This window comes from Paenibacillus spongiae, from assembly GCF_024734895.1.
In the GTDB taxonomy this organism is placed as follows: Bacteria; Bacillota; Bacilli; order Paenibacillales; family Paenibacillaceae; genus Paenibacillus_Z; species Paenibacillus_Z spongiae.
Map to the genome: position 1 here is coordinate 4546303 of NZ_CP091430.1, position 24782 is coordinate 4571084.

At 54.8% G+C, this 24782-nt stretch carries 21 protein-coding genes; 1 reads left to right on the forward strand and 20 read right to left on the reverse strand.

Annotated elements, in window-relative coordinates; translation table 11 throughout:
- Positions 1-84 precede the first annotated feature (84 nt).
- From rsmB to L1F29_RS20635, 11 genes are all read right to left on the reverse strand, one after another.
- On the reverse strand, positions 85-1596 hold the full coding sequence (rsmB, locus tag L1F29_RS20585) for a 16S rRNA (cytosine(967)-C(5))-methyltransferase RsmB (RefSeq protein ID WP_258383924.1): 1512 nt from the start codon (positions 1594-1596) through the stop codon (positions 85-87).
- Positions 1593-2543 carry a methionyl-tRNA formyltransferase gene (gene fmt, locus L1F29_RS20590; protein WP_258383925.1) on the reverse strand — a complete coding sequence of 317 codons (951 nt, stop codon included), beginning with the start codon at positions 2541-2543 and terminating at the stop codon, positions 1593-1595. The genes rsmB and fmt overlap by 4 nt, the downstream gene beginning before the upstream one ends.
- 4 nt (positions 2544-2547) lie before the next feature.
- Positions 2548-3033: a peptide deformylase gene (gene def, locus L1F29_RS20595; RefSeq protein ID WP_258383926.1), complete on the reverse strand. Its 486-nt coding sequence runs from the start codon at positions 3031-3033 to the stop codon at positions 2548-2550.
- A gap of 36 nt (positions 3034-3069) precedes the next feature.
- On the reverse strand, positions 3070-5568 hold the full coding sequence (gene priA, locus L1F29_RS20600; protein ID WP_258383927.1) for a primosomal protein N': 2499 nt from the start codon (positions 5566-5568) through the stop codon (positions 3070-3072).
- On the reverse strand, positions 5565-6776 hold the full coding sequence (gene coaBC, locus L1F29_RS20605; protein ID WP_258383928.1) for a bifunctional phosphopantothenoylcysteine decarboxylase/phosphopantothenate--cysteine ligase CoaBC: 1212 nt from the start codon (positions 6774-6776) through the stop codon (positions 5565-5567). The genes priA and coaBC overlap by 4 nt, the downstream gene beginning before the upstream one ends.
- 110 nt (positions 6777-6886) lie before the next feature.
- Complete coding sequence (gene rpoZ / locus L1F29_RS20610; protein WP_258383929.1) at positions 6887-7096, reverse strand: DNA-directed RNA polymerase subunit omega; 210 nt, start codon at positions 7094-7096, stop codon at positions 6887-6889.
- A gap of 11 nt (positions 7097-7107) precedes the next feature.
- Positions 7108-7725, reverse strand: coding sequence for a guanylate kinase (gmk, locus tag L1F29_RS20615; RefSeq protein WP_258383930.1), 618 nt, complete (start codon positions 7723-7725; stop codon positions 7108-7110).
- Between the two features lie 14 nt (positions 7726-7739).
- On the reverse strand, positions 7740-8000 hold the full coding sequence (gene remA, locus L1F29_RS20620; RefSeq protein WP_020615370.1) for an extracellular matrix/biofilm regulator RemA: 261 nt from the start codon (positions 7998-8000) through the stop codon (positions 7740-7742).
- A 326-nt stretch (positions 8001-8326) separates the two neighbouring features.
- Positions 8327-10186 (reverse strand): bifunctional homocysteine S-methyltransferase/methylenetetrahydrofolate reductase, encoded by a 1860-nt coding sequence (locus L1F29_RS20625; protein ID WP_258383931.1) that lies wholly within the window; start codon positions 10184-10186, stop codon positions 8327-8329.
- A 22-nt stretch (positions 10187-10208) separates the two neighbouring features.
- Positions 10209-11039 (reverse strand): diaminopimelate epimerase, encoded by an 831-nt coding sequence (gene dapF / locus L1F29_RS20630; protein ID WP_258383932.1) that lies wholly within the window; start codon positions 11037-11039, stop codon positions 10209-10211.
- Positions 11040-11244: 205 nt separating this feature from the next.
- Complete coding sequence (locus tag L1F29_RS20635; RefSeq protein WP_258383933.1) at positions 11245-14037, reverse strand: calcium-translocating P-type ATPase, SERCA-type; 2793 nt, start codon at positions 14035-14037, stop codon at positions 11245-11247.
- A gap of 160 nt (positions 14038-14197) precedes the next feature.
- Between L1F29_RS20635 and L1F29_RS20640 the strand changes: the two genes are divergently transcribed.
- Positions 14198-16021 (forward strand): Rqc2 family fibronectin-binding protein, encoded by a 1824-nt coding sequence (locus L1F29_RS20640; protein ID WP_258383934.1) that lies wholly within the window; start codon positions 14198-14200, stop codon positions 16019-16021.
- Between the two features lie 17 nt (positions 16022-16038).
- Here the strand turns inward: L1F29_RS20640 and L1F29_RS20645 are convergent, their stop codons facing one another.
- The 9 genes from L1F29_RS20645 to L1F29_RS20685 form a co-directional block, all read right to left on the reverse strand.
- The gene (locus L1F29_RS20645) at positions 16039-16986 is read right to left on the reverse strand and encodes a MerR family transcriptional regulator (protein WP_258383935.1); all 948 of its coding nucleotides are present in this window, start codon (positions 16984-16986) and stop codon (positions 16039-16041) included.
- On the reverse strand, positions 16983-17837 hold the full coding sequence (locus L1F29_RS20650; RefSeq protein WP_258383936.1) for a PHP domain-containing protein: 855 nt from the start codon (positions 17835-17837) through the stop codon (positions 16983-16985). Before L1F29_RS20650 ends, L1F29_RS20645 begins: the two co-directional genes overlap by 4 nt.
- Positions 17828-18739: a selenium metabolism-associated LysR family transcriptional regulator gene (locus L1F29_RS20655; protein WP_258383937.1), complete on the reverse strand. Its 912-nt coding sequence runs from the start codon at positions 18737-18739 to the stop codon at positions 17828-17830. Before L1F29_RS20655 ends, L1F29_RS20650 begins: the two co-directional genes overlap by 10 nt.
- A 171-nt stretch (positions 18740-18910) precedes the next feature.
- A complete protein-coding gene (locus tag L1F29_RS20660) occupies positions 18911-19348 on the reverse strand; it encodes a hypothetical protein (RefSeq protein ID WP_204818390.1) in 438 nt (145 codons plus the stop codon).
- A gap of 184 nt (positions 19349-19532) precedes the next feature.
- Positions 19533-19796 (reverse strand): YlbG family protein, encoded by a 264-nt coding sequence (locus tag L1F29_RS20665; RefSeq protein WP_258383938.1) that lies wholly within the window; start codon positions 19794-19796, stop codon positions 19533-19535.
- A 24-nt stretch (positions 19797-19820) separates the two neighbouring features.
- Complete coding sequence (locus L1F29_RS20670) at positions 19821-20243, reverse strand: YlbF/YmcA family competence regulator (protein ID WP_258389756.1); 423 nt, start codon at positions 20241-20243, stop codon at positions 19821-19823.
- Between the two features lie 172 nt (positions 20244-20415).
- Positions 20416-22065 (reverse strand): helicase-associated domain-containing protein, encoded by a 1650-nt coding sequence (locus tag L1F29_RS20675; RefSeq protein WP_258383939.1) that lies wholly within the window; start codon positions 22063-22065, stop codon positions 20416-20418.
- Positions 22065-23813, reverse strand: coding sequence for a DNA repair helicase XPB (locus L1F29_RS20680; RefSeq protein ID WP_258383940.1), 1749 nt, complete (start codon positions 23811-23813; stop codon positions 22065-22067). Before L1F29_RS20680 ends, L1F29_RS20675 begins: the two co-directional genes overlap by 1 nt.
- A 159-nt stretch (positions 23814-23972) precedes the next feature.
- Complete coding sequence (locus L1F29_RS20685; RefSeq protein ID WP_258383941.1) at positions 23973-24722, reverse strand: thermonuclease family protein; 750 nt, start codon at positions 24720-24722, stop codon at positions 23973-23975.
- Between the last annotated feature and the right edge of the window lie 60 nt (positions 24723-24782).

A 24782-nucleotide genomic window follows, 5' to 3' on the forward strand; every position in this document is an offset into this window, starting at 1 on the left:
GCGGCAACCCGCCGCATCGATTTATTTTACCACAAACGCCCATGACAGGCTACAAGAGCCGCCATAGGCGCCAGTTCATGGGGGTTATTGCTGACGCTTGAGCTTCGCAATAAAGAATCCGTCGCTGCCGAAATGTTGGGGCAGCAGCTGCGCATAGCCATGAAATTGACCGTCGACTACGCCAGCTTCCCGCAGCGGCTGAAGAACGGTCTCCGGCCAATCCGCATCCGCCGCAAAGTCAGGATGTCCGTCAAGAAATGCGGCGATCTGCGCTTCATTCTCTTCGCGTTCGATCGTGCATGTGCTGTATACGAGCGTCCCGCCCGGGCGGACGAGCTTCGCCGCTTCGGATATTAAACGGCGTTGAAGCTCAGCGATGGAGTCAACGTCCTCCGGGCTCTTGGTCCACTTAATCTCCGGCTTGCGCCGGATAACGCCGAATCCCGAGCAAGGAGCATCCAGCAGAACGAGGTCGAACGAAGCTTCCGGGAATCGCCCGGATAGCTCGGCAGCATCGCCGGTAGCTGTCTCAATGGCCGTTAAACCAAGCCGGCGCGCATGCTCGTCGATCAGCTGACGCTTATGGGGATGAACATCGTTCGCGATGACGCGCCCCTTGTCGCCCATAAGCTCGGCAAGATGGGTTGACTTGCCGCCGGGAGCCGCGCAGCAGTCGAGCACCCTCCAGCCCGGCATTGGCGCGCAAACCTCTGCTACAAGCATAGAGCTCTCGTCTTGCAGCGTCCACAAGCCTTCCGCATAGCTGTCGGTCAGGGCGAAGTTTCCTGCGCCCTCAAGGATGATGCCGTATGGCGCAAGAGGAGACGGATTCGCCTGATAGCCGGCTTCCGACAAGCGCTTCAGCGCTTCATCCTGCGCCAGCCTAAGCCGGTTTATGCGCAGGCTGGCATGCGGAGATTCATTCCCCGATGCGCATATCGCTTCGGTCACAGCTTCTCCGTATGCGTCGATCCAGCGCTCCACGAGCCAGTCCGGGTAGGAATAGGTAATTCCGATCCGAGACACGGGATTACGCTCTTCTATCGGTCCCCTCAGCTCCTGCAGCCGGCGTTCCATATTGCGCAGTACGCCGTTCACCATGCCGGATATCCCCGAATGACCTCTCTTCTTCGCGATTTGAACCGCTTCATTGACCGCGGCATGAGCCGGAATCCGGTCCAAGCACAGCAATTGGTAGGCGCTCAGACGAAGCAGCTGCAGCACCCAAGGGCTCAGCTTGTCCAATCCTTTGGCGACCAGACCGGCAAGCCGGTAATCGATCAGCCGCTGCTGCTGAATGGTCCCATAGACCAGCTCCGTAGCGAGTCCGGCGTCTTGGCGGGATAGTCCGGCATCCTGAAGAGCGCGGTTCAACTGCAAATTGCTGTAAGCGCCGGATTCGGCTACTTTAACCAGCGTATTCAATGCGACTTCGCGAGCGGTTTGCGGCTTAGGATTGCGTGGACTTCTCCCGCCCTGAGCACCCGGTCCGCCTTGCCGCGGAGCTGCCCCAGACGAAGAGGACTTTCCGTTGCCCGCGCCCGTCTTATGACCATTGCGGAATTTCCGATCTTTACCCTTATCCTGCACGCTCATTCTCCGCTCCCGCCGAACCGGATGCCGTCCTCAAGCCGCGCGCCCTTCAGCCATTCCGCCGCAGGCATGGCCTTCTTGCCCGCCGGCTGTATATCCGTCAACAAGAGCGTACCGTCGCCGGTCTGTACCAGAATGCCGCTGTCGCTTGTTTTAAGCACCGTTCCAGCCGGTTGCCCGGAATATCCGTCAGCCGATTGGAGCGGTTTGCAGCCCCACACCTTGAAGGTTTCCCCGTTCAGCAGCGTGAATGCGCCTGCCATTGGGAGCAGCCCGCGCACCTGGTTATATAAGGCATGTGCAGATCGGCTCCAATCGATGCGTTCGTCCTCGCGGGATAAATTCGGGGCATAGGTCGCTTTCGCTTCATCCTGCTTCTCTGCTTGAACCGTGCCGGACTCGATGGAAGGCAGCGTCTCCATAAGCAGCTTCGCCCCGGCTTCGCCCAGCTTGGCGAATATCGTACCGGAGGTGTCTTCATCCCGAATAGGGATTTCTACCCGGCTGATCATGTCACCCGTATCCAGCCCTTCCGCCATGTACATGATCGTTACGCCGGTCACGTTCTCGCCGTTCATGATCACCCTCTGGATCGGAGCTCCCCCTCGGTAGCGCGGCAGCAGCGAACCATGAACATTAATGCAGCCCAGCGGCGGGATATCCAGTACCGCTCTAGGCAATATTTGTCCATAGGCAGCCGTAACGATCAGATCAGGCTGAAGGCGGGCAATCTCATCTACCGTATCCGAGCCTCTGAGCCGCTCCGGCTGCAGCACCGTCAGACCGTGCGCAATCGCCGCTTCCTTGACGGGAGGCGGCGTCAGCGTTTTTTTGCGCCCTTTCGGACGGTCCGGCTGCGTAACGACGGCCAGAATTTCATGGCCGACTCCGATCAATGCCTGCAAGGAAGCGACGGCGAACTCCGGCGTCCCCATAAATACGATCCGCATAGGCTCACTCTCCGCGTCCGCGCGGCTTTGCAGACACGTCGTAGATGGATTCGGCAATATCCGTAAACAATACGCCGTTCAAATGATCGATTTCATGCTGAAAGATCCGCGCCAAATAATCGGTCGCTTCCATCGTGAACGGTTTGCCGTTGCGGTCGAAACCGTTGACTTTGATTCGTTGATAGCGCCGAACGTCGCCATTGAGGTTCGGTATGCTTAAGCAGCCCTCCGGACCGGTCTGTTCTCCGTCGCGTTCGACGATTTCGGGGTTGACCATTTCGATCAGCCCATTGTCGTCCCCGGCATCCAGGACGATAACCCTTTTCGAGATGCCGACCTGAGGTGCCGCCAATCCGACGCCTTCCGCATCGTACATCGTATCTGCCATATCCTTAAGCAACTTATGCAAGTTGGAATTAAATTTCGTCACTTGTGCCGCTTGCTCCCTCAAGACGGGATCCGGATCTTTAACAATAATTCGAATAGCCAACAAATATCCCTCCTTGGTTATTTACAGCAAGAAAAATTATAGAATGACCTGTGGATCAACATCGATGCCGATCTGAACCTGATGCTGGCCGTTAGAACCCGCAAGCGAGCGGACAGACCGCTTCAGCATGCCCACCGCGTCAACATTTCCACGATATTTTATCATACATTGAAAACGATAGCGATCTTTCATTCTCGGTATCGGCGAAGCGACAGGGCCGAGAATATCCATGAAGCGGCTTGTCGTTCCTTCCTCGGAAGAGGCTGATAAACCCGCCTCCGAAACCGCCTGGCGAAGCAATCCGGCCAGCTTCTCGCCTTCTGCGATGACCAGCGGGAGCTGCTCATGCGACAAGGTTACGAGAATTAGCCGGCAATATGGCGGATACGACATGTATCTTCTATGCCGCAGCTCTTCCTGGATAAAGGCAGCATAATGATGCTGCTGAGCCGTCTGGATGGCGTAATGCTCCGGGTTATAGGATTGAATGACCACTTCGCCCGGCAGCTCGTGACGGCCTGCACGGCCCGCAACCTGGGTCAGGAGCTGGAACGTTTTTTCCGCCGCTCTGAAATCGGGCAAATGCAGCGAGGTATCCGCAGCGATAACGCCAACTAAAGTAACATATGGGAAATCGAGTCCTTTGGCTACCATCTGTGTCCCAAGCAGCACATCGGCTTGACGCTCGCCGAACATCGTCAGCCATTTCTCATGCGAGCCCTTCTCCGTCGTGGTGTCCACATCCATGCGAATGACACGGATGCCGGGAAACAGCTTGGACAGTTCTTCTTCCACTCGCTGCGTTCCTGTTCCGAAGAACCGGATATGCTCGCTTTCGCAGGACGGGCAGACTGTTGGCGTTATTTCGGCATGGCCGCAGTAATGACAGCGGAGCGTACGTGCTTTCTGATGGTAAGTAAGGGATATATCACAATGCGGACACTGCGCGGTATAGCCGCAAGAGCGGCACATGACAAACGTAGAATAGCCTCTTCGGTTGAGCAGCAGCACCGACTGTTCGCCGCGTTCCAAGCGGGATGCAAGCGACTGGTGCAGCTGCCTGCTGAACATGGAACGGTTCCCGTTCTTCAGCTCCTCGCGCATATCGACGAGATGCACGGGAGGCATCGGCCTCCCTCCTACCCGAACCGGCATCGGCAGCAGCGCCGACCCTCTGCCTGCCAGCTCGGCAGCTTGGCCGCCTCGCGATGCGGCAGCATAGCTCTCGAGCGAAGGCGTCGCCGATCCGAGCACAACTGCGGCGCCATGCTGCCTGGCCCGCTGGACGGCAACGTCTCTTGCATGGTATTTCGGGCTTTCCTCCTGTTTGTAGGAGGATTCATGCTCTTCGTCGATAATAATGAGTCCCAGCCGGTCGAAAGGAGCAAATATCGCAGATCGAGCGCCTACGGCCACACGGGCCCGGCGTTCGCGTATTTTCCGCCACTCATCGTAGCGCTCCCCGTTCGATAGACGGCTATGAAGAACGGCTACGGCATCGCCGAAGCGCCCTTTGAACCTTTCGACCATCTGCGGTGTCAATGCAATCTCGGGAACGAGCACGATTGCCTGTTTATGAAGCTGCAGGCAATGCTCGATCGTTTGCAAATACACTTCCGTCTTCCCGCTCCCCGTCACCCCATGCAGCAGGAACACCCGGGAATCCCGATTGTCGATAGCCTCCGCAATTGGAGCGAAAACGGCTTTCTGTTCATCCGTTAAGGGAAGAGGAGCGGTTCGCTGAAATTCACGTCCGGCGTAAGGGTCCCGGTCCATCTCGACTTCCCGGATCACGACGAATCCCTTCTCGGCCAGCGCTCTGACCGTTCCCGATGTCGTCTGGAGCAAATCCACGAGCTCCTGCATCGTAATCGGCTGCTCATGATCAATCATGTATCGGAGCACTTCCCGCTGCTTAGCCGCTCTTGCCGGGAGACCGGCCAATGCCTCCAATGCTTCGTTCCGGTCGCCCGGCGGGAAGACCGTGAGCATCTTCTTGACCGATAACCGGTCCCGGATGGCAACGCGTTCCAATAATGCGCCTTCCCGGATAGCAGCCTTCACCTCATTCGCGGATAAGGGGAATTTCTCCTGCAGCGCCGACAGCTTTACGGAACCGCCGCTGCGGCGCATATATTCCGCCCATTCCGAGGATTCAATAAACACCGTCCGGCTATCATCGGCGAGCGTGACCGTCGTTTCCGCTTTCCCTTTCAAAGCCGCAGGGATCATGGCTTGCAGCGCAATCGTGAGCGGGCAGCAATATTTGTCGCTGATCCATTCCGCCAGCTGAATCAGATCCGGCGATAACGGCGGCGTATGGTCGAGCAGCTCTGCAACGGCCTTCAGCTTCTTGCTGTCCACCGCCGCAGTCTCCGCGACTGCGACGACGAAGCCTTGCACAACCCGTCCGCCAAAGGGAACTCCGACTCTGCTGCCGACTTCCAGCCAGCCTTGCATGTCTTTCGGCACCTCGTAATCGAAGGGACGGTCGGTTTGGCGGCTCGGCACATCGACGATAACTTTGGCGATCATTCCGGCGTCACCGCACGTTCCATCCGTTCGGCGATAAGCGATAATAGACGGTCCGCTACTTCACGCTTGGTTAACTGAGGCAGGGACGCAACCAAGCCTTCCGGCCCGTAAATATCGACAATGTTCGTATCGACGTTAAACCCGGCCCCCTCGCGCGTGATGTCATTGGCGACAACCAAATCACAATTTTTCCGCTGCAGCTTATCCATGGCATACGCCATCACGTTATCCGTCTCGGCTGCGAAACCGACCAGGAATTGGCTTTGCTTTTGCTCGCCTAACGTCTTGAGGATGTCGGTCGTGCGTTCAAGCTCCAGAACGAGGGTATCCCCGGTCTTCTTGATCTTGCTGGCCGCAACCGATACCGGCCGGTAATCCGCAACAGCCGCCGATTTAATGACAATATCCGTCTCCGCATATTTGGCCAGAACAGCCTGCAGCATCTGCTCAGCCGATTCAACCCGGACGACGTGCAGTCCGGCCGCCGGCTGCGCGGTTGTCTTGGCAGCAATAAGCGTTACATCCGCCCCGCGATTCATCGCCGCCTCCGCAATGGCAAATCCCATTAAACCGGAAGAATCATTCGTCAAATAACGGACAGGATCAAGCCGTTCTACCGTTCCGCCCGCCGTTACAAGCACACGCTTCCCTGCCAGGGATTGACTCTGGGCAAACCATTGCTCCGCAGCCTTCACGATATCCTCTGGCTCCGCCAGCCGCCCCTTCCCCACATATCCGCATGCCAGCTGTCCGGTACCGGGCTCGACGAAGCGGACGCCCCGTTCCGCCAGCAGCGCCATGTTCTGATCAACAGCGGGATGGGCGTACATATGGACGTTCATCGCCGGCGCAACGAGAATCGGTGCCGTAGTCGCCAGCAGTGTCGTACTCAGCATATCATCGGCAAGACCAGTCGCCATCTTGGCGATTATATTGGCCGTTGCCGGAGCGATGATCACCAGGTCGGCATGGTCGGCAAGATCGATGTGAGATACGACGGCCGGTTCGAACTCGTCGAACGTATCGAGATACACCGGATGACGGGAAAGCGTCTGCAGCGTAAGCGGCGTAATGAATTTCGTCGCCGACTCCGTCATGATGACCTTCACCGCCGCCCCGGCCTGCACCAATTTACTGCAAAGCGCAGCCGCCTTATAAGCCGCGATTCCCCCCGATATGCCAAGCAATATTCGTTTCCCTTTCAGCATTCCTTCACACTCCTATTACAGAAAAGTATGCCGGTTACCATAATACTCTCTGGTTATTTTTAAAAAAATAACAACCGCAAGGGTTGTTATCGGGCGTTTCTATCTTCTTTTTAGTCTTCGGATTCGTTGCCTTTCTCGACTTGCACATTATCATTATAAATCTCTTCCAGCGCAACACCTACGAATTTATGAGATTTGGGTAAGCGGAGGTCTGTCTTTACTCCATCCCGAAGCATGCGCGCGCGGCGCGATGCGGCGACAACAAGCGAATATTTGCTGTCTACTTTCTTCACCATCTCATCAATGGATGGATACAACATACTCTTCACCCCTAAGCTTTCTCGGTCGTCGCCTTGAATGCGTCAAAACCGGCCAGAAACCGTTCTTTGCGGCAATGTTCAGCCGTTATAATACTTTGTATGCGATGACATGCGGATTCGATCTCATCGTTGACGACCGCATAGTCGTAATAACGGATCAAGTTCATCTCTTCCACCGCGACGGACATCCGGTTATCGATGACATCGGAATTTTCGGTTCCGCGTCCCGTTATCCGCTGTTTCAAGATGTCCAGCGAAGGAGGAAGCAAGAAGATAAATACGCCTTCCGGGAACTTCTCTTTCACTTTCAGCGCGCCCTGCACTTCAATTTCAAGAATGACGTCCTTGCCGGAATCGAGCATCCGCTCAACGAAATCGCGCGGGGTGCCATAATAATTCCCGACATATTCCGCGTATTCCAATAAAGCGTCTCTGGCAATCATGTCTTGAAACTGTTCTCTTGATTTAAAGAAATAATTAATGCCTTCAACCTCTCCCTGCCGTGGCGCGCGAGTGGTGGCCGATACGGAATAGATCAGATCGGTCTTCTTCTGCCGCAGCTGGGCGCATACGGTGCCTTTGCCGACTCCCGAAGGGCCGGATAATACAATCAACAATCCTCTGTTCATAATACTCCCCGTCGCTATTCGTCGTGATCGTCATCCTTCGTCGACAGCCTGTGTGCTACAGTTTCCGGCTGAACGGCGGACAGGATAACGTGATCGCTGTCGGTAATGATTACCGCGCGCGTGCGCCGGCCGTAAGTTGCATCAATTAGCATATGACGGTCGCGGGCTTCTTGGATGATTCGTTTAATCGGCGCCGATTCCGGACTCACGATGGAAATGATGCGGTTGGCGGAAACAATGTTTCCGAAGCCGATGTTAATCAATTTAATGGCCATGTCAGGGTTCCCCTCCGGTCTTTCTCGTGCATGATGATTGCAATGTGAACACGAAATATAATGTACGTAAGAATAATGGATGCAGCAAATGCTGTTAGGATGAAAATAATGGAACAGAGCCATTGCACTATTCTTGACGAATAAAGTCCGGAGCATACGTTGGCCTTCCGGCAGCTTCCAAACTGTGTTACTGGGGGGAATTAGTACTTGTCAATTGGACAGGTTAAGGTCATCATGGCAAGCGTATCCTATTGTTCTATAATAATTGATTTTCGGATGCGGAACAAGTGTTAAAGCAAAGTAAAGAGAAATAACGAGCCCGTACCTTAGCGGCCCGTTTGTTCCCATACATACTCAGTCAATTTCACAGTCATGTCGTAGAACATAAACGGAGTAATCAAATAAATACCGTTGAAATGCTTCAAGGCCGTATCCAGAAGTTCCTTCCCGATGCGCACGCCTTCCTCGCGGCCGGCCTCGCCCTCGAGTCCCGCCATCCGCTTGCGCACCTCGTCGGACAACTGAATGCCGGGCACCTCGTTATGCAGGTACTCCGCATTGCGTCCGCTGGCCAGCGGCATGATGCCGATAAACACCGGTACTTTGAGATGCTTCGTCGCTTCCGCGACCTGAACGATCAGCTCCGGATCATAGACCGGCTGCGTCATGAAATAGTCTGCGCCGGTTTCGATTTTGCGCTCGAGCCGCTTCACCGCTTTGTCCAGCATCTTGACATTCGGATTGAACGCGGCGCCGACCACGAAGTTCGCGCGCTGCTTCAGAGGCTTGCCCGAGAAGGCCACGCCCTGATTCAATTGCTTGATCATGCGGATCATCTCGAAGGAAGTCAGATCGTATACCGATTTGGAATCCGGCAGATCGCCGAACCGGGCAGGATCTCCCGTAACGGCTAACACATGATCGATCCCTAGCGCATCCAGACCCATCATATGCGACTGGGTCCCGATCAGATTGCGGTCGCGGCAGGCAATATGAACGAGAGGACGAATACCCACCTGCTGCTGGACAAGCGACGCTAATGCCAGGTTGCTCATTCTCGTTACGGCAAGAGAATTATCCGCCATCGTAACGGCATCTGCATGAACGGCTTTGAGCGCGGCTGCGCCGGCCATAAACTTGCGAATATCCAGATCGCGCGGCGGGTCCAGCTCGACGATTACCGTATGCCGCTGCTTCACGGTCTCGACAATGGAAGGGACTTCCCCGTCGGACACGGACACTGCCGCCGGTTCCGCCGCGCTCACCGAAACGCTTTCCATAACCTGAACCGGCTGTGGTCCGGCTTGTACCGGCTGGGCGACATACCCGTCGAGCGCAGCTGCAATCGCCGCTATATGCTCCGGAGTCGTTCCGCAGCATCCGCCGATCAGACGAGCACCCCGATCCACGAAATTACGTGCCGATTGGGCAAAGTATTCCGGCGTAGCCGTGAACATATATTTGCCGTCCACATAGTCCGGAAGCCCGGCATTCGGGTATACCGACAATGGAAGGACGACTTCCGCTCCAATGGCATCAATGGCTCTCTTGATGCCATTGGGGCCGCTGCGGCAGTTAAAACCGACGACATCGGCGCCTTCTTGACGAAGACGTTCGAAAGCGTCGGCAAGCGGGATGCCGTCCTGTGTAACCGCGTCCTTCTCGACAGCGAATTGGCATATGACGGGCACGTCCGACAGCTTCCTAGCAACGCCGAGCGCAAGAAGCATCTCGTCCAGATCGTAGAACGTTTCGAGCAGCAACCCGTCTACACCCTCATCTAACAGCGCGCTCATCTGCTGATGGAACGATTGATTCAGCTGCGCAGTGCGGATGTTCTTGCGTTTGCCGGCCCGGATCGCCCCTACCGCGCCGACAACGTAAGCGTCGGCGCCGACAGCAGCGCGCGCCACCTTGACGCCGGCCCGGTTAATGGCGTCGACTTCGTTATCAAGGCCGTACTTGGATAAACTTTCGTTATTCGCAGAGAAGGTGTTCGTCTCGATTACCCTCGCACCTGCCTCGTAATAACGGCGGTGCACATCCTCGATGACATGCGGACGCAGGACGTTAAATTCTTCGTAGGAAACGCCGACAGGGAACCCCATCTGATACAGATAGGTTCCCATCGCGCCATCCCCTGTCAAAATGCGAGCGCCAAGCGCTTCGCGCAAACCGGGTTTCATTATGCATTGCTCCTTCTTATCTTTACAGTGAACCGCGGAATACTTCTGCCGCCGGGCCTGTCATATAGATGTGATTGTCTGCTTCATTCCACTCGATCGTAAGCTCGCCGCCCTTCAAGGCTACGACCGCCTTCCGGTCCGTGTACCCGTTCAGCACGGAAGCGACAACGGTTGCGCACGCTCCGGTGCCGCAGGCGAGCGTCGGTCCCGCTCCCCGTTCCCAAACGCGCATATCGGCATAATCGCGCGAACGGACCGTGACGAATTCCACATTGATTTTACGCGGAAACATCGGGTGCGTTTCAAGCTTGGGGCCCCACTTGTTGAGGTCGAAATTGACCGCATCGTCCACATAGATGACGCAGTGCGGGTTGCCCATGGACACGGCCGTAAACCGGAATTCGGTTCCGTCGACCTCAATGGCATGATTCAGGACAGGATTGGCGTCGACCGTTGTCGGCACCTTCAGCCCCTCCAGAATCGGTTCTCCCATATCGACGCGAACCGTATGCGCCCGGCCGTCGATGCTGTTGATCTGCACCTGCTGCACACCGGCTCCCAGCGTTTCGATCGTGATGCTTTCTTTATCGGTTAGACCGTTATCGTATACATATTTGGCTACACAGCGGATTGCATTGCCGCACTGCTCCGCTTCGGAGCCGTCGGAATTAATGATTCGCATGCGAAAATCCGCTTTCCCGGACGGTAAAATGAAGACTAAGCCGTCTGCGCCAATGCCGAAGTACCGATTGCACAATTCGATGGCCAGCTCCGCTGCATGATCGGGCAGTGTGGTTTCTCCCGATATTACTATGAAATCGTTACCTAGTCCATGCATTTTTGTAAAGTTCATTTTCTTGCACTCCTTTTACTGGAACCATCGCCATCAGGCACGTTCAATTTTTTCACTAGCATACCTCAAAGCATGGCGGCAACGACATTGATAAATCGGATCAATCTTTGTACTTTCTTCCTAATTATTAACTTCCTTCGATACCGTTTCATAAGAAAAATAAAACGCCAGCCTCGATAACGCATAGGCTGACGTTCTTCATTACTTAACGGGCGAGCGACTTGGATCCGCTAACGGGCCAATTCGTTTTTTTCTTCTTCCCATTGGAGCCGAGAACGCTCCCGATCCCCATAAGGAAGGTCGGTATTCCCGCGGCCACCAGAACGAGACACCATTCGCGGATTCCGATCGGCACGGTCTTGAAGATCGGCTGCAAGGCTTCGATATACAGAACGCCCAGCATGAGCAGCAGCGAAGATAAGACGGCCAGCACCAAATATTTATTCTGGAAAATATTGCGGTGAAATATCGAGCGCGAGCTCCGGCAGTCGAACACATGTATGAGCTGGGCCATGACAAGCGTTGCGAATGCAACGGTCTGAGCTTCAATTAAGTTAGTAGGGCTCCCCGGGTTGCTGCGCAGCGTAATCCAGAACGCGCCGAGCGTGCAGAGGCCGATGAGAATGCCGCGGCTGATGATTTTCCAGCCGAGCCGCCTGGCGAAGATATTTTCGCGCGCCGACCTCGGCTTATGCTGCATCAGATCCTTCTCCGCCTGATCGACGCCGAGCGCCATAGCCGGCAGCCCGTCGGTAACCAGGTTCACCCATAGAATCTGTATGGGAACAAGCGGGAGAGGCAGCCCTGCCAGCATAGCCAGAAACATCGTTAAAATCTCGCCGACGTTGGATGCCAGAAGATATCGGATAAATTTGCGGATATTCTCGTAGATGCCGCGGCCTTCTTCGATGGCGGCGACAATGGTCGAGAAATTATCGTCGCTTAAGACCAATGACGATGCTTCCTTGGAAACGTCCGTACCAGTAATCCCCATTGCAATGCCAATATCAGCTGCTTTGATAGCCGGCGCATCGTTAACGCCATCGCCGGTCATCGCGACGACATGGCCTTTGCGCTGAAGTGCTTTGACGATACGCAGCTTATGTTCCGGCGAGACCCGTGCATAGACATAGATGTTATCGACTAGCCGGTCCAGCTGCTCATCGTCCATGTCGGCCAGCTGCTGGCCGCTAATGGCCAAGCCCCCGCGCGGCATGATGCTAAGCTGGCCGGCTATGGCCTCGGCAGTCAGCTGATGATCGCCCGTGATCATCACGGTCTTGATGCCTGCGCGCCGACATGTTGCAATAGCGTCGCGCACTTCCTTGCGCGGCGGGTCGATCATGCCCGCCAAGCCGACAAATACCAATTGACATTCGACTTCCGCTTCAGTCTCGGTATGATCATGAGGCCGCAAGTCGCGATATGCGAAGCCGAGTACACGCAGCGCAGACTGCGCCATCGATTCCGAAGCATCGGTTACTTTCTTCTTCAAGGTGCCCGTGAACGGTACAACCTTGCCATCCCAGAGGACATAGCTGCACTGCTGCATCAGCACGTCCGGAGCGCCCTTCGTGCAGATTAACTGTCCGCCCTGATGCGAAACCATAACCGACATCCGTTTCCGTTCCGAATCGAATGAATACTCTTTTTCCCGTTTATATAGTCCTTCCAAGGATTTGGCGGTAATTCCGAGCTTCGCGGCCAGAACGGTGAGAGCGCCCTCGGTCGGATCCCCCTTGAGAACCCATTCCTCCTGCTTGATCGTGTCTTTCCCTTTCTTGCGCTTGACATCCACTTCTATTTCTTTCTTTTCTACCGAAGCATTATTGCAAAGAGCCGCGACCTGCAGCATTCTGCGCAGAGACAAGTCGTTCTTAACATCAACCGCATTGCCGTCCTCGTACACCGCTCCTGTAGGCTCATAGCCTTCTCCGGTCACTTCAAGCGGCCGTCCGCCGATCCAAAGGCGGGTTACCGTCATTTTGTTCTGCGTCAATGTGCCTGTTTTGTCGGAACAGATGACCGAAGCGCATCCAAGCGTCTCTACGGAAGGGAGCTTGCGGACAATCGCCCTTCGTTTGATCATCCGCTGTACGCCCAGCGCGAGCGCAATCGTAACAATAGCCGGAAGCCCTTCCGGAATGGCCGCGACGGCGAGGCTGACGCCGGCCAGGAACATATCGTAGGCGGGCTGTCCATGAAAGATGCCGGCAAGAACAACCATAACGGTCAAGCCTAACGCGACAACGATCAAAATCTTGCCGAGCTGCTCGAGGCGGTGTTGAAGCGGCGTCTCCATCGACTCGGTTTTTTGGATCAGATCGGCGATCTTCCCCATCTCGGTTCCCATGCCTGTTCGAATAACGACGCCCTTCGCCGAACCTCGGGTGATCATCGTCCCCATAAAGCACATATTTCGCTGGTCGCCCAGCGGCAAATCGGATGAGAGAATAGGCGAGCAATGTTTGCCGACGGGGAGCGATTCCCCGGTAAGCGCCGACTCTTCCGCATAGCAGCTGTTTGCTTCAACTAACCGCATATCCGCCGGAACCCGGTCCCCGGCCTCGATAAGCACCATATCGCCCGAAACGAGATCTCGGGCCGGCAGCGCGAGAACTTGTCCGCCGCGAAACACCTTCGCAATAGGGGCGGAAAGCTCCTTCAGCGCCCGCAACGACCGCTCAGCCCGGAATTCCTGCACGAAACCGAGAATGGCATTGATCACGATAATGGCGATAATCGTAATTGCATCCAAATATTCGCCCAGCAGACCGGAAATAAGCGTTGCTCCGATTAACACCAGTACCATGAAATCTTTGAATTGATTCAAGAACAGTGTCAGAGGCGAAGCTTTTTTTCCTTCCGAGAGCTCGTTGCGCCCGTCACGCATCAGCCGTTCCGTTGCTTCGGCCGATGAAAGCCCAGTATCCAACGAAGCTTGCAGTGTCTGAGCAAGCTCATTGACCTCCATTTGATGCCACTTACGTTGATCCATCCCCTTCTCCCTCCCGTTACGTATCGCCTGCCTTGAGGCCTTCCTTGCCTAAATGTATTCGGACAAACTGCAAAATATCCCATAGAAAGACTTAAGTTTTTGTCCCAACTATGGCATGATAGGGAAAGAAGGTCGCTAAACAAAGGAGAATTCAACCAACATGGCTTTAGATGGAATCGTAACCCGTGCCATCGTACATGAGCTGCAGGCTTGTGTCGGGGCGCGCATTCATAAAATTCATCAACCTACCGGGCACGATTTGGTCCTGCAAATCCGAGGAGGCAGCGTGCCGGGCAAGCTGCTGCTCTCGGCGAATCCAACTTATCCGCGCGTCCATTGGACGCAGCAATCGTTCCTAAACCCGATGGAAGCGCCGATGTTCTGCATGCTGCTGCGCAAATATTGCGAAGGCGGCTTAATTGAGGCTGTCACTCAAATAGGATCGGAACGTATCATTCATATGAGAATCCGGCAGCGCGACGAACTGGGCGATATTAACGTGAAGGTGATCGTCATTGAAATTATGGGACGTCACAGCAATATTATCCTCATGGACGAAGCTTCCGGCACGATCCATGACGGCATCCATCATGTCACGCCAGCCATCAGCAGCTACCGCATCGTCATGCCGGGTACGACGTATGTCTCCCCGCCGGAGCAAGGCAAGCGCGATCCGATGACCGTCACGGACGAAGCCGACTTTAGATCGGCACTCGAGCTGCTTTCGCGCAGCAATTCGGATTCAAGCGAATTGGATTCAAGCGATGCAGCAGCATCACCGGCACCTCCGGCTGCCATCGCACCTGACAAGCAACTGGTTGGGGCCTTTAGCGGTATTAGCCCGCTGCTTGCGAAGGAGATTGTCTTCCGGAGCGGCGTGCCGCCGCTGCCTGCGGAAACGCAAGTCATTGCCTCCGAGTTGTGGCCATCATTCCAACAGATGATGAACGAGTTCGGCATGCACCGATACGAGCCCCAGCTGGTAACGCCGGGAAGCGGCAAGGCTGCATTCTCCGTAACCGCTTTGACGCATCTTCCTGCGGATAGCGTGCGCCAATCCTATCCGACCGTCAGCGAATGTCTAGAGGCTTTCTATGGCGATAAGGCGGAGCGGGACACGGTCAAGCAGCGCGTCTCCGATTTAATCCGCTTCCTGCACAACGAGCGCAGCAAGAATGAGAACAAGCTGGAGAAGCTTCAGGAGACGCTCGATATCGCCAAGGACGCGGACAAGTACCGCATCCTCGGAGAGCTCTTGACGGCCTATATGCATCAAATCGAACGCGGGGACGAATACGTCGAGGTTATCAACTACTATGATGAGGAGCAGCAGACCGTTAAGATTGCTCTCGACCCGCAGCTGAACCCCTCCGACAATGCGCAGCGTTATTTCAAGCGTTATGCCAAGCATAAATCAAGCTTGACCGCCGTGGCGCAGCAGATGGAACTGGCCCGTGAGGAAATCGATTATTTAGGCACGCTGCTACAGCAGCTCGAAACGGCATCGCTCAGCGATATCGACGAAATCCGCGAAGAGCTTGTCGAGCAAGGTTACCTTCGCGATCGGTCAAAGCGCGGCTCCAAGAAGCGGAAATCGACGCGGCCTTCGCTGCTTTGCTATCAATCATCCGAAGGCATCCCGATCTACGTCGGCAAAAATAATACGCAGAACGAATATCTGACCAACAAAACATCCGGGCCTAACGATACCTGGCTGCATACGAAGGATATTCCAGGCTCGCATGTCGTCATCCGTGCCGGCAATTTCGGCGACGCGACGCTTGAAGAAGCCGCCATGCTGGCTGCTCATTACAGCCAGGCCCGCTCATCAAGCTTAGTGCCGGTCGATTATACGCTTATCCGTCACGTGAAGAAGCCGAATGGCTCCAAGCCAGGGTTTGTTATATATGACCATCAAAAAACGCTGTTCATCACTCCGGATGAACAGCGCATTAAACAATGGCCTTCCCAAATCAAGAATTGATACGAGTATCGACCGCGTCACGGCCTGCCTGCAAGCCGTGACGCGATTTTGTTAATCGCGCCTGAAGCGTCTCCGCCCAGCATATATACCCGGCTTGTCCCCTCCATCCGCGCATCCTCTTCGATAATCCGGCCTCCGATGAACACGTAGGTATGCGGAGACAGCATCGATATTTGCCTGTCCAGCTCAATCAGGAAGGGACGCGCTTTCTTAAGCCTCTCGTTCGACGAGAAGCTGAATGTGAATGCAGCCGGCTTCATCTGACGCAGACAGTCCAGCAGCCCTTTCTCCGAGGGCGACGTTCCTAAATAGATGACTCTGTAGCCGTACTGAAGCGCGAAGAATCCCAAGAATAGAATGCCCAGCTCATGACGCTCTCCCGGCCCGCAGGCCGTGACGATAAGCGGACTGGTATCGGAGGGCTGGAACAGATTGCGAATCGACAGCATCTTATCGCGGATAAAGTGGCTGCCGAAGTGTTCCTGGAATTCGGATATTTCTCCCCGTTCCCAACGCTCGCCCAGCTCCACGAGCGCAGGCTCCAGTATGCGGGTGAGCAGATGCTCCACGCGGTGAAGGGACAACAGTTGCTCGAACAGCTTCTGCGCACCGTTCAAATCAACCTGTTCGAAGCATTGAAGCAAGCGATCGACCGGCCCTTTCCAATCCGTAACTAGATTGTCCGACGGATCAGTGCTTCCTAGTGGCTGGAGCACCGCAGCTTTCACTTTCCCTACCGCTCCATTGCGCTTCTCCAGCACGGCCATTCCAATCGGCACGCCGTCATCGACACGCTGCTTCAGCCAGCATAACGTCTCCACATCGGCTTTCGTATAACCCCGGTAACCGTTCGGCATCCGCTCTGGTATAACGGCTTCATAACGCTCCTCCCACTTCCGGATCAGCTGGGTGGACAACCCGGTCCGCTTCGCCACTTCCTTAATGGTGAGCAGCCTTACGTTCATCGCCGCCTCCTCCAGGCGGGGTTAAGCTGGTTAAGCACGGCCGCATCTACGGTTCTGCTGCCGATCGGCCCATGAAATATTTCACCCTGCCGCTCGCCGTGAAAATCCGATCCGCCGGTTACGATCAGATTATATTTACGGGCGAGACGGCCATATCGCTCTTCATCTTCCGGCGAGTGATCCGAATGAAACACCTCTATGCCTTCGGCGCCATGCCGGATCAATTGTTCCACTAAGCCGTCATCGCCGTATAAACCGGGATGAGCAATGACGCTGGTCCCCCCGGCTTCGCGTATCCACTCGATCGCTTCGAACGGATGGAGTCTAGGGGGATTCGCATACGCCTGCGCACCGGAGGCCAAATATCGATCGAAGGCTTCCTGCATCGTGCTGACGGTCCCCTTGGCGAGCAGAACGGCAGCGATGTGCGGTCTGCCGATTGATCCGCTGTCCTTGCCTTGACGGTGCGCTTCTTCCAACACCTCGTCCATTGAAATCGCGATTCCAAGGGAACGAAGCCGTTCCAGGATCATGTCGTTGCGCCGGTCCCGTACCGTCAGGAGGCCGGAGAGCTTCGCTCTCCAATCTTCATTCCGCCAATCCGTGTAGTAACCCAGGATATGGATATCATTGCCTCCGGCAACCGTGCTGATTTCCACGCCGGGCACGACCGTAATTCCCAATCGTTCTCCCGCTTGCATGGCTTCTTCGATGCCATCCACCGTATCGTGATCGGTTATGGCAATCGCGGCAAGGCCTGCCGCTTTGGCGAGGCGAACGTTATCCGACGGGCGCTGCAAGCCGTCGGATGCTGTCGTATGGGTGTGAAGATCGGCTAATTTCATAACCATTGGTGCAGGTCCTTTTCACGAAGAAAGGTAAGGAAGGTGACCGCGGAAATCGGCAGCAGCGCGGATTTCAAATACATCGAATAAAATTGCCGTTTGAACTTCACATCGGTTAACGGTATCGTCCTGATCAGACCGAGCGCCACTTCATGCTTAACGGAGGAAGCCGATACGAATGATATGCCCAGTCCCGCTTCAACGGCAGATTTGACGGCCCCTGTGCTTCCAAGCTCCATAATGATGTTCAGATCGGTCGGATCGATATTCATCTGCCGGAGCTGCTCCTCCATAACCAGCCTCGTGCCGGAGCCCTGCTCGCGCAGCACGATTTGATACTGAAGCGCGTCGGCAAGCGTCACGTCTTGCGCATCGGCAAGCGGATGCGATTTGCCGACGATCAATTTCAGCTCGTCGCTCAGAACCGCTTCCATATGCATATCCGGATGATTGACGGGCGCCTCGATTAAACCGAAGTTCAAATGATGATTCAATATGTCCTCCATGATTTGCGCGGTATTCATCACTTTCATGCTGATGGATATATGAGGATACTCCTGTCCGAAAGGCCCCAGCAGCCGCGGAAGTATGTATTCGCCGATTGTCAGGCTTGCTCCAAGCTGCAGCCGTCCTTTGAGCTGTTTTGTGAATTTCGACATTTGCGAATCGGTCTCGCGAATCAGATCGATGCTTCGCTGCGCGTATGGCATAAGTGCACGGCCCGCTTCCGTCAATTCAATCCGCTTGGTTGAGCGTTGAAGCAGCTTCGTACCGAAATAATCCTCAAGCGACTGCACCTGCATCGTGACAGCCGGCTGGGTCATATGGAGCGCTCCGGCTGCAGCCGAGAAGCTTCCTTTCTCAGCAACGGTATAAAAGATATGAAGCTGATGGAAATTAAGTGCCATGCTAACGACCATCCTTTCTATGCCCATCATTATACAGCAAACCTTGTACAAAGTATGCACATCCATGCAAAAAATGCATGTGCTCTTTCGAACGCATGCATGTCTTTGTTACGTATAACGTATAACGATTACACCCTGAATCGTTACTCTATCTATTATCGCAAATCACTTTCACTTTCTCTTTCTGCTGTTCTTAATCAATGTCATTCGTCTGGAATGTCTCAGCCAGGAGTAATAGGACTTTAAGTCGCGCAGTTCAATCGTCTCGGACATTCGACCCAGGAAGGTAACCACGATCATCTTGTGGAGAGGATTGCCCGCAATGTCGGTTTCTTTCTCCAATGTTGCAAATTCAGCGACAAAAACAAGGTCGTCGTCAATCAGGTAAACATCTTCTTCATTGCGGTAATAGGGCTCGATACGGCCCTGCTTCAAGCATTGCCATAGAAAGTCGGCGATATCGTCATATCCGGTCTTCTCGCTCTCGACGCGATCGGCCCATCGGCTCTTGGCGTGGTTCGTGATGACAATATCTGCAACTTTCTTGTCGCCGAGAACGACGTGAAACGATTCGTAAGTCCCCCATCTTTCCGTGATTTTGTCTTTCATCCGATCCACCCCTCCCCAGGATGTAGGTCTATCTATCTATATTTTACATACGCTTTCATTGTAGCATGCCTGTCCAAGATTTCAATAAAAATAAAACTTGCCTGACCGGGGAACTTTCGGATGATGCGATCCGCCTGATAAAAGAGGCTTCCGCCCCAATTATGCCGGGTTGGAAGCCAACGGATCACAAGCTGTAAAACCGCGTTTTGTCTGGCACTCCCCGGGTGTACTCGGTTTTAATTTCGTTGCGATACGAGCGTTCGATTCTCTTGACGAACGGAAGCCGCTGAATGTTGCGCACAACCTCATCCGCCCGGTCGGCATTCATATACATGACTACATAATGCATTTTACGTGACATGTAATGAACGGTTCCATATTTATCTAAAGAGCGGGCAGCTTTCAAATCGCTGACCCATATGATATAACCTATACGTTCCGAAAACATCCTCTTTCCCCGCCTCTCCCTACGTTAACCGCATCCGCCAGAGCCGCAGCTGCAGGAGCCTCCGCTGCCGCAACCCCCGCCTTTGACAGGAGCATTGCTGGGCACCTTGATCGTGTCCGAAATGGAACCTGCAATTTGGCTTGCGACGTCGAAGAGCAGCGTGTCGACCGCATCCTCCGCCTGCTTGAAACGGCTGACGGATTCGATCGTCGTAAGCTCCGCCTGAATCGCTCTGACCTTGTCCTTGGCTTCATTGTAATCCGGATGGAACCTTCCGAATCGTTCTGTTTCCGTGAACAATTCCTTCGCTTTCTCGAACCGCCTCACGACTTGCTGGACTTGCTCGTCCTGATCGACTACAGCTTTCCAATATGCGTATTCGGCGACTTCTGCCGACCGGTTAATCATATCGCCTAACTCATATGCATGGAGGAGCAATGCGGCCATATCGAGTGTCTGGATACCGCCGCCATTATCGGACGATGTGCTCCAGGTAGCCGCTCTTTCCTCTTCGGTTGATACCGTTTGCACTGCACCCACTCCTTAATTGTATATTGCCTATGGCTTACTCATAATCATACCATAGGAAGGTATATGAAAGGTAGAGTCTGACGCAAGATCAGTGTAAACGCAGCTTTGGTATGACCAGCATCATTTCGTCCCACATGTCAGGGGATAGCTTGACCGGCTCCGTCTCAGTACCGGAATGCGGCCGTACCCTCCCTGTAACCGCCCATTCCCCGTTCCCTTCTTCAAGTCCCTCCGGGATAAAGCGGACGACGGAACCCGACACGGTTAGATTAACCGGTATACGCCAGTTTAACGCACGTTCCAGCAGCTCCCTGCGGGTCGAAGGATGATAGACCCTCATTTGGCTGCGCCAGACCAGAGGAACTTCATTCAAACCTTGAAACAACGATTCTGCCGTCGGCATTTCATTCGATTGATCGAGGTGGCTAATCTGCGTTGGATCGGAGAATAAAGGATCAAGCGTTCTTCCATCGCCTGCATGCGGACTCAAGGAGCTCGAAGTGTGGCTTGCTGTAGCGCCTTGACCCCAGCCATCGATTGCATATTGCACGGTTTCCGGCAGCGGTTCTCCCGAGGACGTTTCCAGGAAGCATACGATATCCTTACATTGAATTCCTCTTCCGCATGCCTCTGAGATGCTCTTCGCACTCAGCCGATAGACGGTCATCACGTCGCACTGAACCCGTTCCGCCACCATCTCCAGCTGCCAGCGATCGCGAGTCGCGGCTAGCGGCGGTACATAGATGTCGCTATTCGGCGTTATACGGATCGACTCCGTTGCCATCGGTTGTACGTCTGCAGGCTCTGATAACGCGCATCGGTAAAGCCAGCGGCAAGCCCGGCCGCCATCGATTGTCGAAGCCTCCTCCATCCAGCCTAAACTGACCATAATTCCACACCATGCTCGTGCCGGCGTCTGACTTGGAACGCCATCTTGCATGCCGTAAGCGTGACATTCAAGAAGGAGATCCAGGTCGTCCAGCCGATACCAGCTGCTTGGCTCCAATCGGCTCATTAGAGCGGCGGCATCTGCACTCCTCGAGGTACGGGCCGCGTAGACTTCAATCCACATCCTTATCAGCTCTGCTTCTCTATGCAGAGCGGGCCGCTCCAGCCATTGCCTGAATGCATGTTCATTCAAAGCAAGCTGGCTGTCTTGCACCAGCAGCAGGTTCATACGGGCTGCCATATCGAGCATGACGGCAATCGGGAATGGATACCCGGCCGCATTGTGAGGGAATGACAAAAAGTCCGCAGCTTCTTCTCTTAAGAAAAGATGCCGGGTGCTTTTTTCGACGGTTCTCTTCGTAAGCATTCCTTTCGCCGTCAGCTTCATCCCGGTTCTAACCAGCTCCGCAATGGCGTGAAGCAATTGAAGACCCAGCGGCGGGGATGGCTCCGGATGATCGCCTGTATATACGATACCGTTATCTTCTACAGGCAGCGGCAAGCCCGGAAACAGAATCGGGTGCCAATAGAAATAAGTAACAGGGGAGATGCTGTACAGCTTCTCCCCCCACCCTTTGCGAACCGCTGTAATCAACCCGGCATGCCTCAGCTCGAGGAATGCGATCCGGTATTCGGCGCCGGAATAATCGGCTCGCCCTGCCCGAAGAAGCTGCTCTTCTTGAAACGGAAGCGCACCGAAGCGGCGCATTGCGATAGCTAACGTATGCAAAGCCATTGCGGACAACGAATCGGCAGGAAACCCGGAATGGCTCATTGGGCCGTTCAGCATCAACGAGCACCCGCCTCTCTGTATGGGGTGTCAGCCTGCTGAACAGCTTCCTTCCGTCCATCAGCTTCATTACCGGCCTGCCAGCTGCGGACTTCGTAACGGTAGCCTTGCTCCAGCAGAAAGACCTGGCGTCTTCTCGCGTATTCCGTCTCCTTCGTCCCTTCGGTTACCAAGGTGTAGAACCAGGCTGAATTATCCTCTTTCTTCGGCCTTATAATGCGTCCGATTCGCTGCGCTTCCTCCTGCCTGGAGCCGAAGCTGCCGGATACTTGGATCGCTACGGCTGCATCGGGCAGATCCACGGCGAAATTGGCCACCTTCGAGACGACGAGAACGGGAATTTCTCCCGCTTTGAACGCAGCGTAAAGCCGCTCGCGCTCTTCATGCTCCATCTCGCCTGTCATCAAAGGCGCTTCGAGCCGCTTCGCAATCTTGTGGAGCTGCTGCAAATATTGACCGATCACAAGCGCCGGCTTGCCCGGATGCTTATCGAGCAGCGCCTTTACCGCATCGATCTTGGCGGCGTTCTCCGAAGCGATCCGGGACTTGCCGCTCGCTGCCGCGCCAGCGTACTGTTCCCGGTCCGACTTATGCAGCGGGATCCGGATTTCCGTACATTTAACGGTCGCAATCCAATTGCGCGCTTCAAGCGTTTTCCACGGGAGATCGAACCGCTTCGGGCCAATGAGGGAAAACACGTCGGTTTCCCGGCCATCCTCACGGACAAGCGTTGCCGTCAGCCCCAATCTTCGCGTCGCCTGCAGCTCAGCTGTCATGCGAAATACGGGAGCGGGCAGAAGATGCACCTCATCATATATGATCAAGCCCCAATTCCGCTCCGAGAACAGCTTCATATGCGTATATTCGTCTTCTTTATGCCGGCGGTTCGTCAAGATTTGATAAGTGGCGATCGTAACCGGCCTGACTTGCTTGGAATTCCCGGCGTACTCGCCGATGAACGGCTCTGTCAGTGTCGTCTTGTCCATTAACTCCTGCTTCCATTGCTTCACCGACGTTACATTGGAGGTCAGAATCAACGTATCGCAGCCAAGCCTGGCCAGCGCCGCAATTCCGATTACCGTCTTCCCCGCTCCGCATGGCAGTACAAGGACTCCGCTGCCGCCGTCCATCCGGTCCTCGCAATAAAACATGTCCACGGCCCGCTTCTGGTAATCCCGCAGCTGAAACGGCTGAACATTGCCCGCGTGCTCGCGCAGCCTCACTTGCAGCGCTTCGCCTGACCGGTAGCCGGCCAAATCGATTACGGGATAGCCCTGCCTCGCGAGCTCCTGCTTGAGCATTCCCCGGTCCTCCGGTTTGACGCGCCGCGCATCTAATTCATGATTCGGTGCCTGGTGCAGCATCTCCCTTAGCTCCGATTGCGCCGCAAGCTGTTCTAATAAGCATGCTTCCCCGTACAGCGTCAACGAACCGTCTTCTGAACGCTCCAGACGCAGCTTTCCGTAACGCTCCATCATCGTACGAATCCGGGACGTAACCTTCAGCGGCAGCTCATAGCTGCTGTACATGGCAAGGGAATCGATGATTTCATTCGCTGATACTCCGGAAACTGCCGCATTCCAAAGCGACAATGGCGTTATCCGGTAGGTGTGCAGATGACCCGGTCTCTTGGTCAAATCCGAAAACTGGGCAAGCCGCTCGCGCGCCGCTTCCGCATCCGCGTGCCGGTCATCGAGCAGAACCGTGGAATCGGCTTGTACAATTAATGGACGGTCATCCCGTTTCATGCTTCATCCGCTCCTTATGCGATGATCTGGAAGGTCGGGGAACCACGCCGCAATCGGCACTGGATCATCTTCCATTAGCCCTGCTATCGGATCACTGCTGGAAAATGCTGCAGTTATCGTCTTCTAGACAGTATGAAGGATTCGGATCGATTTTATTCTTTACCGGGCCGCTTTTCGAAAACCGGCCGCTGCCGCTTCGTCCTCTGTACAAAACATCTGCTCGGCCTTGGTTTGCTCATAGGACTGGCCGCCCGGCATGTGATAGATTTTACTGCTCCCCCGAATGTTCCCTTTAATTTGCGGATCTTGGCAGGTTGGCGCCGACTTCGTCCCTTCTTTGCTTTCCTTATCCGCTGCCGTCGCCTTCTCTTCTGGTTCCGATTCATCCGGATTCCCCCATAGCCCCGTACCGGCTGCGCGCGCTTGACGCTCTAATGCGACAAAATAATCCGCATACGTTACGTTAGGCTGGATCGTCATGACGGAAGCATATCCATCTGTAAGCAAGCGCTCGTTGAACATGGTCGTTTCTTGCTCAATGAAGACATAGCGAAGCAGCCGTCCGTATTTATCGGTGTCCCCGGTATCCGGGAACAGTACGACCTGCTTTCCTTTCAGGAGATTGGCCGCATATGCGCTTGCTTTCAATCCGAGCTCCTTGCTTTCTCCCTTTACTTCCGGCGTATTGACGCCAATCAGCCTGACTTTATGCCCCTCTGCCGTTGCGAACGTGTCCCCGTCGATGATCCGTTCCACCTGCTCGATCGTATAGGGCTTGCCGGCCAAATCCGGATAGCGGTCGATCATTTTTTGAACATCGGGATCCGCTGCAGACCGGCCTGCCTGCGAACATCCGGATATCAGCATTATGGCCGCTGCCACAACGATCAAAAAGGATAATCTCTTCATATGTAAGACCCTCTCTCTCATGAAAAAGAACGCGCCCCGGACATGCGGACGCGTTCGCTC

Excerpts from the sequence above, each read along its gene's own strand:
- rsmB (WP_258383924.1), bottom strand. The coding sequence starts at position 1,596 with ATGAGCGTGCAGGATAAGGGTAAAGATCGGAAATTCCGCAATGGTCAT.
- fmt (WP_258383925.1), bottom strand. The coding sequence starts at position 2,543 with ATGCGGATCGTATTTATGGGGACGCCGGAGTTCGCCGTCGCTTCCTTG.
- priA (WP_258383927.1), bottom strand. The coding sequence starts at position 5,568 with ATGATCGCCAAAGTTATCGTCGATGTGCCGAGCCGCCAAACCGACCGT.
- coaBC (WP_258383928.1), bottom strand. The coding sequence starts at position 6,776 with ATGCTGAAAGGGAAACGAATATTGCTTGGCATATCGGGGGGAATCGCG.
- rpoZ (WP_258383929.1), bottom strand. The coding sequence starts at position 7,096 with ATGTTGTATCCATCCATTGATGAGATGGTGAAGAAAGTAGACAGCAAA.
- gmk (WP_258383930.1), bottom strand. The coding sequence starts at position 7,725 with ATGAACAGAGGATTGTTGATTGTATTATCCGGCCCTTCGGGAGTCGGC.
- remA (WP_020615370.1), bottom strand. The coding sequence starts at position 8,000 with ATGGCCATTAAATTGATTAACATCGGCTTCGGAAACATTGTTTCCGCC.
- L1F29_RS20625 (WP_258383931.1), bottom strand. The coding sequence starts at position 10,186 with ATGAAACCCGGTTTGCGCGAAGCGCTTGGCGCTCGCATTTTGACAGGG.
- dapF (WP_258383932.1), bottom strand. The coding sequence starts at position 11,039 with ATGAACTTTACAAAAATGCATGGACTAGGTAACGATTTCATAGTAATA.
- L1F29_RS20635 (WP_258383933.1), bottom strand. The coding sequence starts at position 14,037 with ATGGATCAACGTAAGTGGCATCAAATGGAGGTCAATGAGCTTGCTCAG.
- L1F29_RS20640 (WP_258383934.1), top strand. The coding sequence starts at position 14,198 with ATGGCTTTAGATGGAATCGTAACCCGTGCCATCGTACATGAGCTGCAG.
- L1F29_RS20645 (WP_258383935.1), bottom strand. The coding sequence starts at position 16,986 with ATGAACGTAAGGCTGCTCACCATTAAGGAAGTGGCGAAGCGGACCGGG.
- L1F29_RS20650 (WP_258383936.1), bottom strand. The coding sequence starts at position 17,837 with ATGGTTATGAAATTAGCCGATCTTCACACCCATACGACAGCATCCGAC.
- L1F29_RS20655 (WP_258383937.1), bottom strand. The coding sequence starts at position 18,739 with ATGGCACTTAATTTCCATCAGCTTCATATCTTTTATACCGTTGCTGAG.
- L1F29_RS20660 (WP_204818390.1), bottom strand. The coding sequence starts at position 19,348 with ATGAAAGACAAAATCACGGAAAGATGGGGGACTTACGAATCGTTTCAC.
- L1F29_RS20665 (WP_258383938.1), bottom strand. The coding sequence starts at position 19,796 with ATGTTTTCGGAACGTATAGGTTATATCATATGGGTCAGCGATTTGAAA.
- L1F29_RS20670 (WP_258389756.1), bottom strand. The coding sequence starts at position 20,243 with ATGGCCGCATTGCTCCTCCATGCATATGAGTTAGGCGATATGATTAAC.
- L1F29_RS20675 (WP_258383939.1), bottom strand. The coding sequence starts at position 22,065 with ATGCTGAACGGCCCAATGAGCCATTCCGGGTTTCCTGCCGATTCGTTG.
- L1F29_RS20680 (WP_258383940.1), bottom strand. The coding sequence starts at position 23,813 with ATGAAACGGGATGACCGTCCATTAATTGTACAAGCCGATTCCACGGTT.
- L1F29_RS20685 (WP_258383941.1), bottom strand. The coding sequence starts at position 24,722 with ATGAAGAGATTATCCTTTTTGATCGTTGTGGCAGCGGCCATAATGCTG.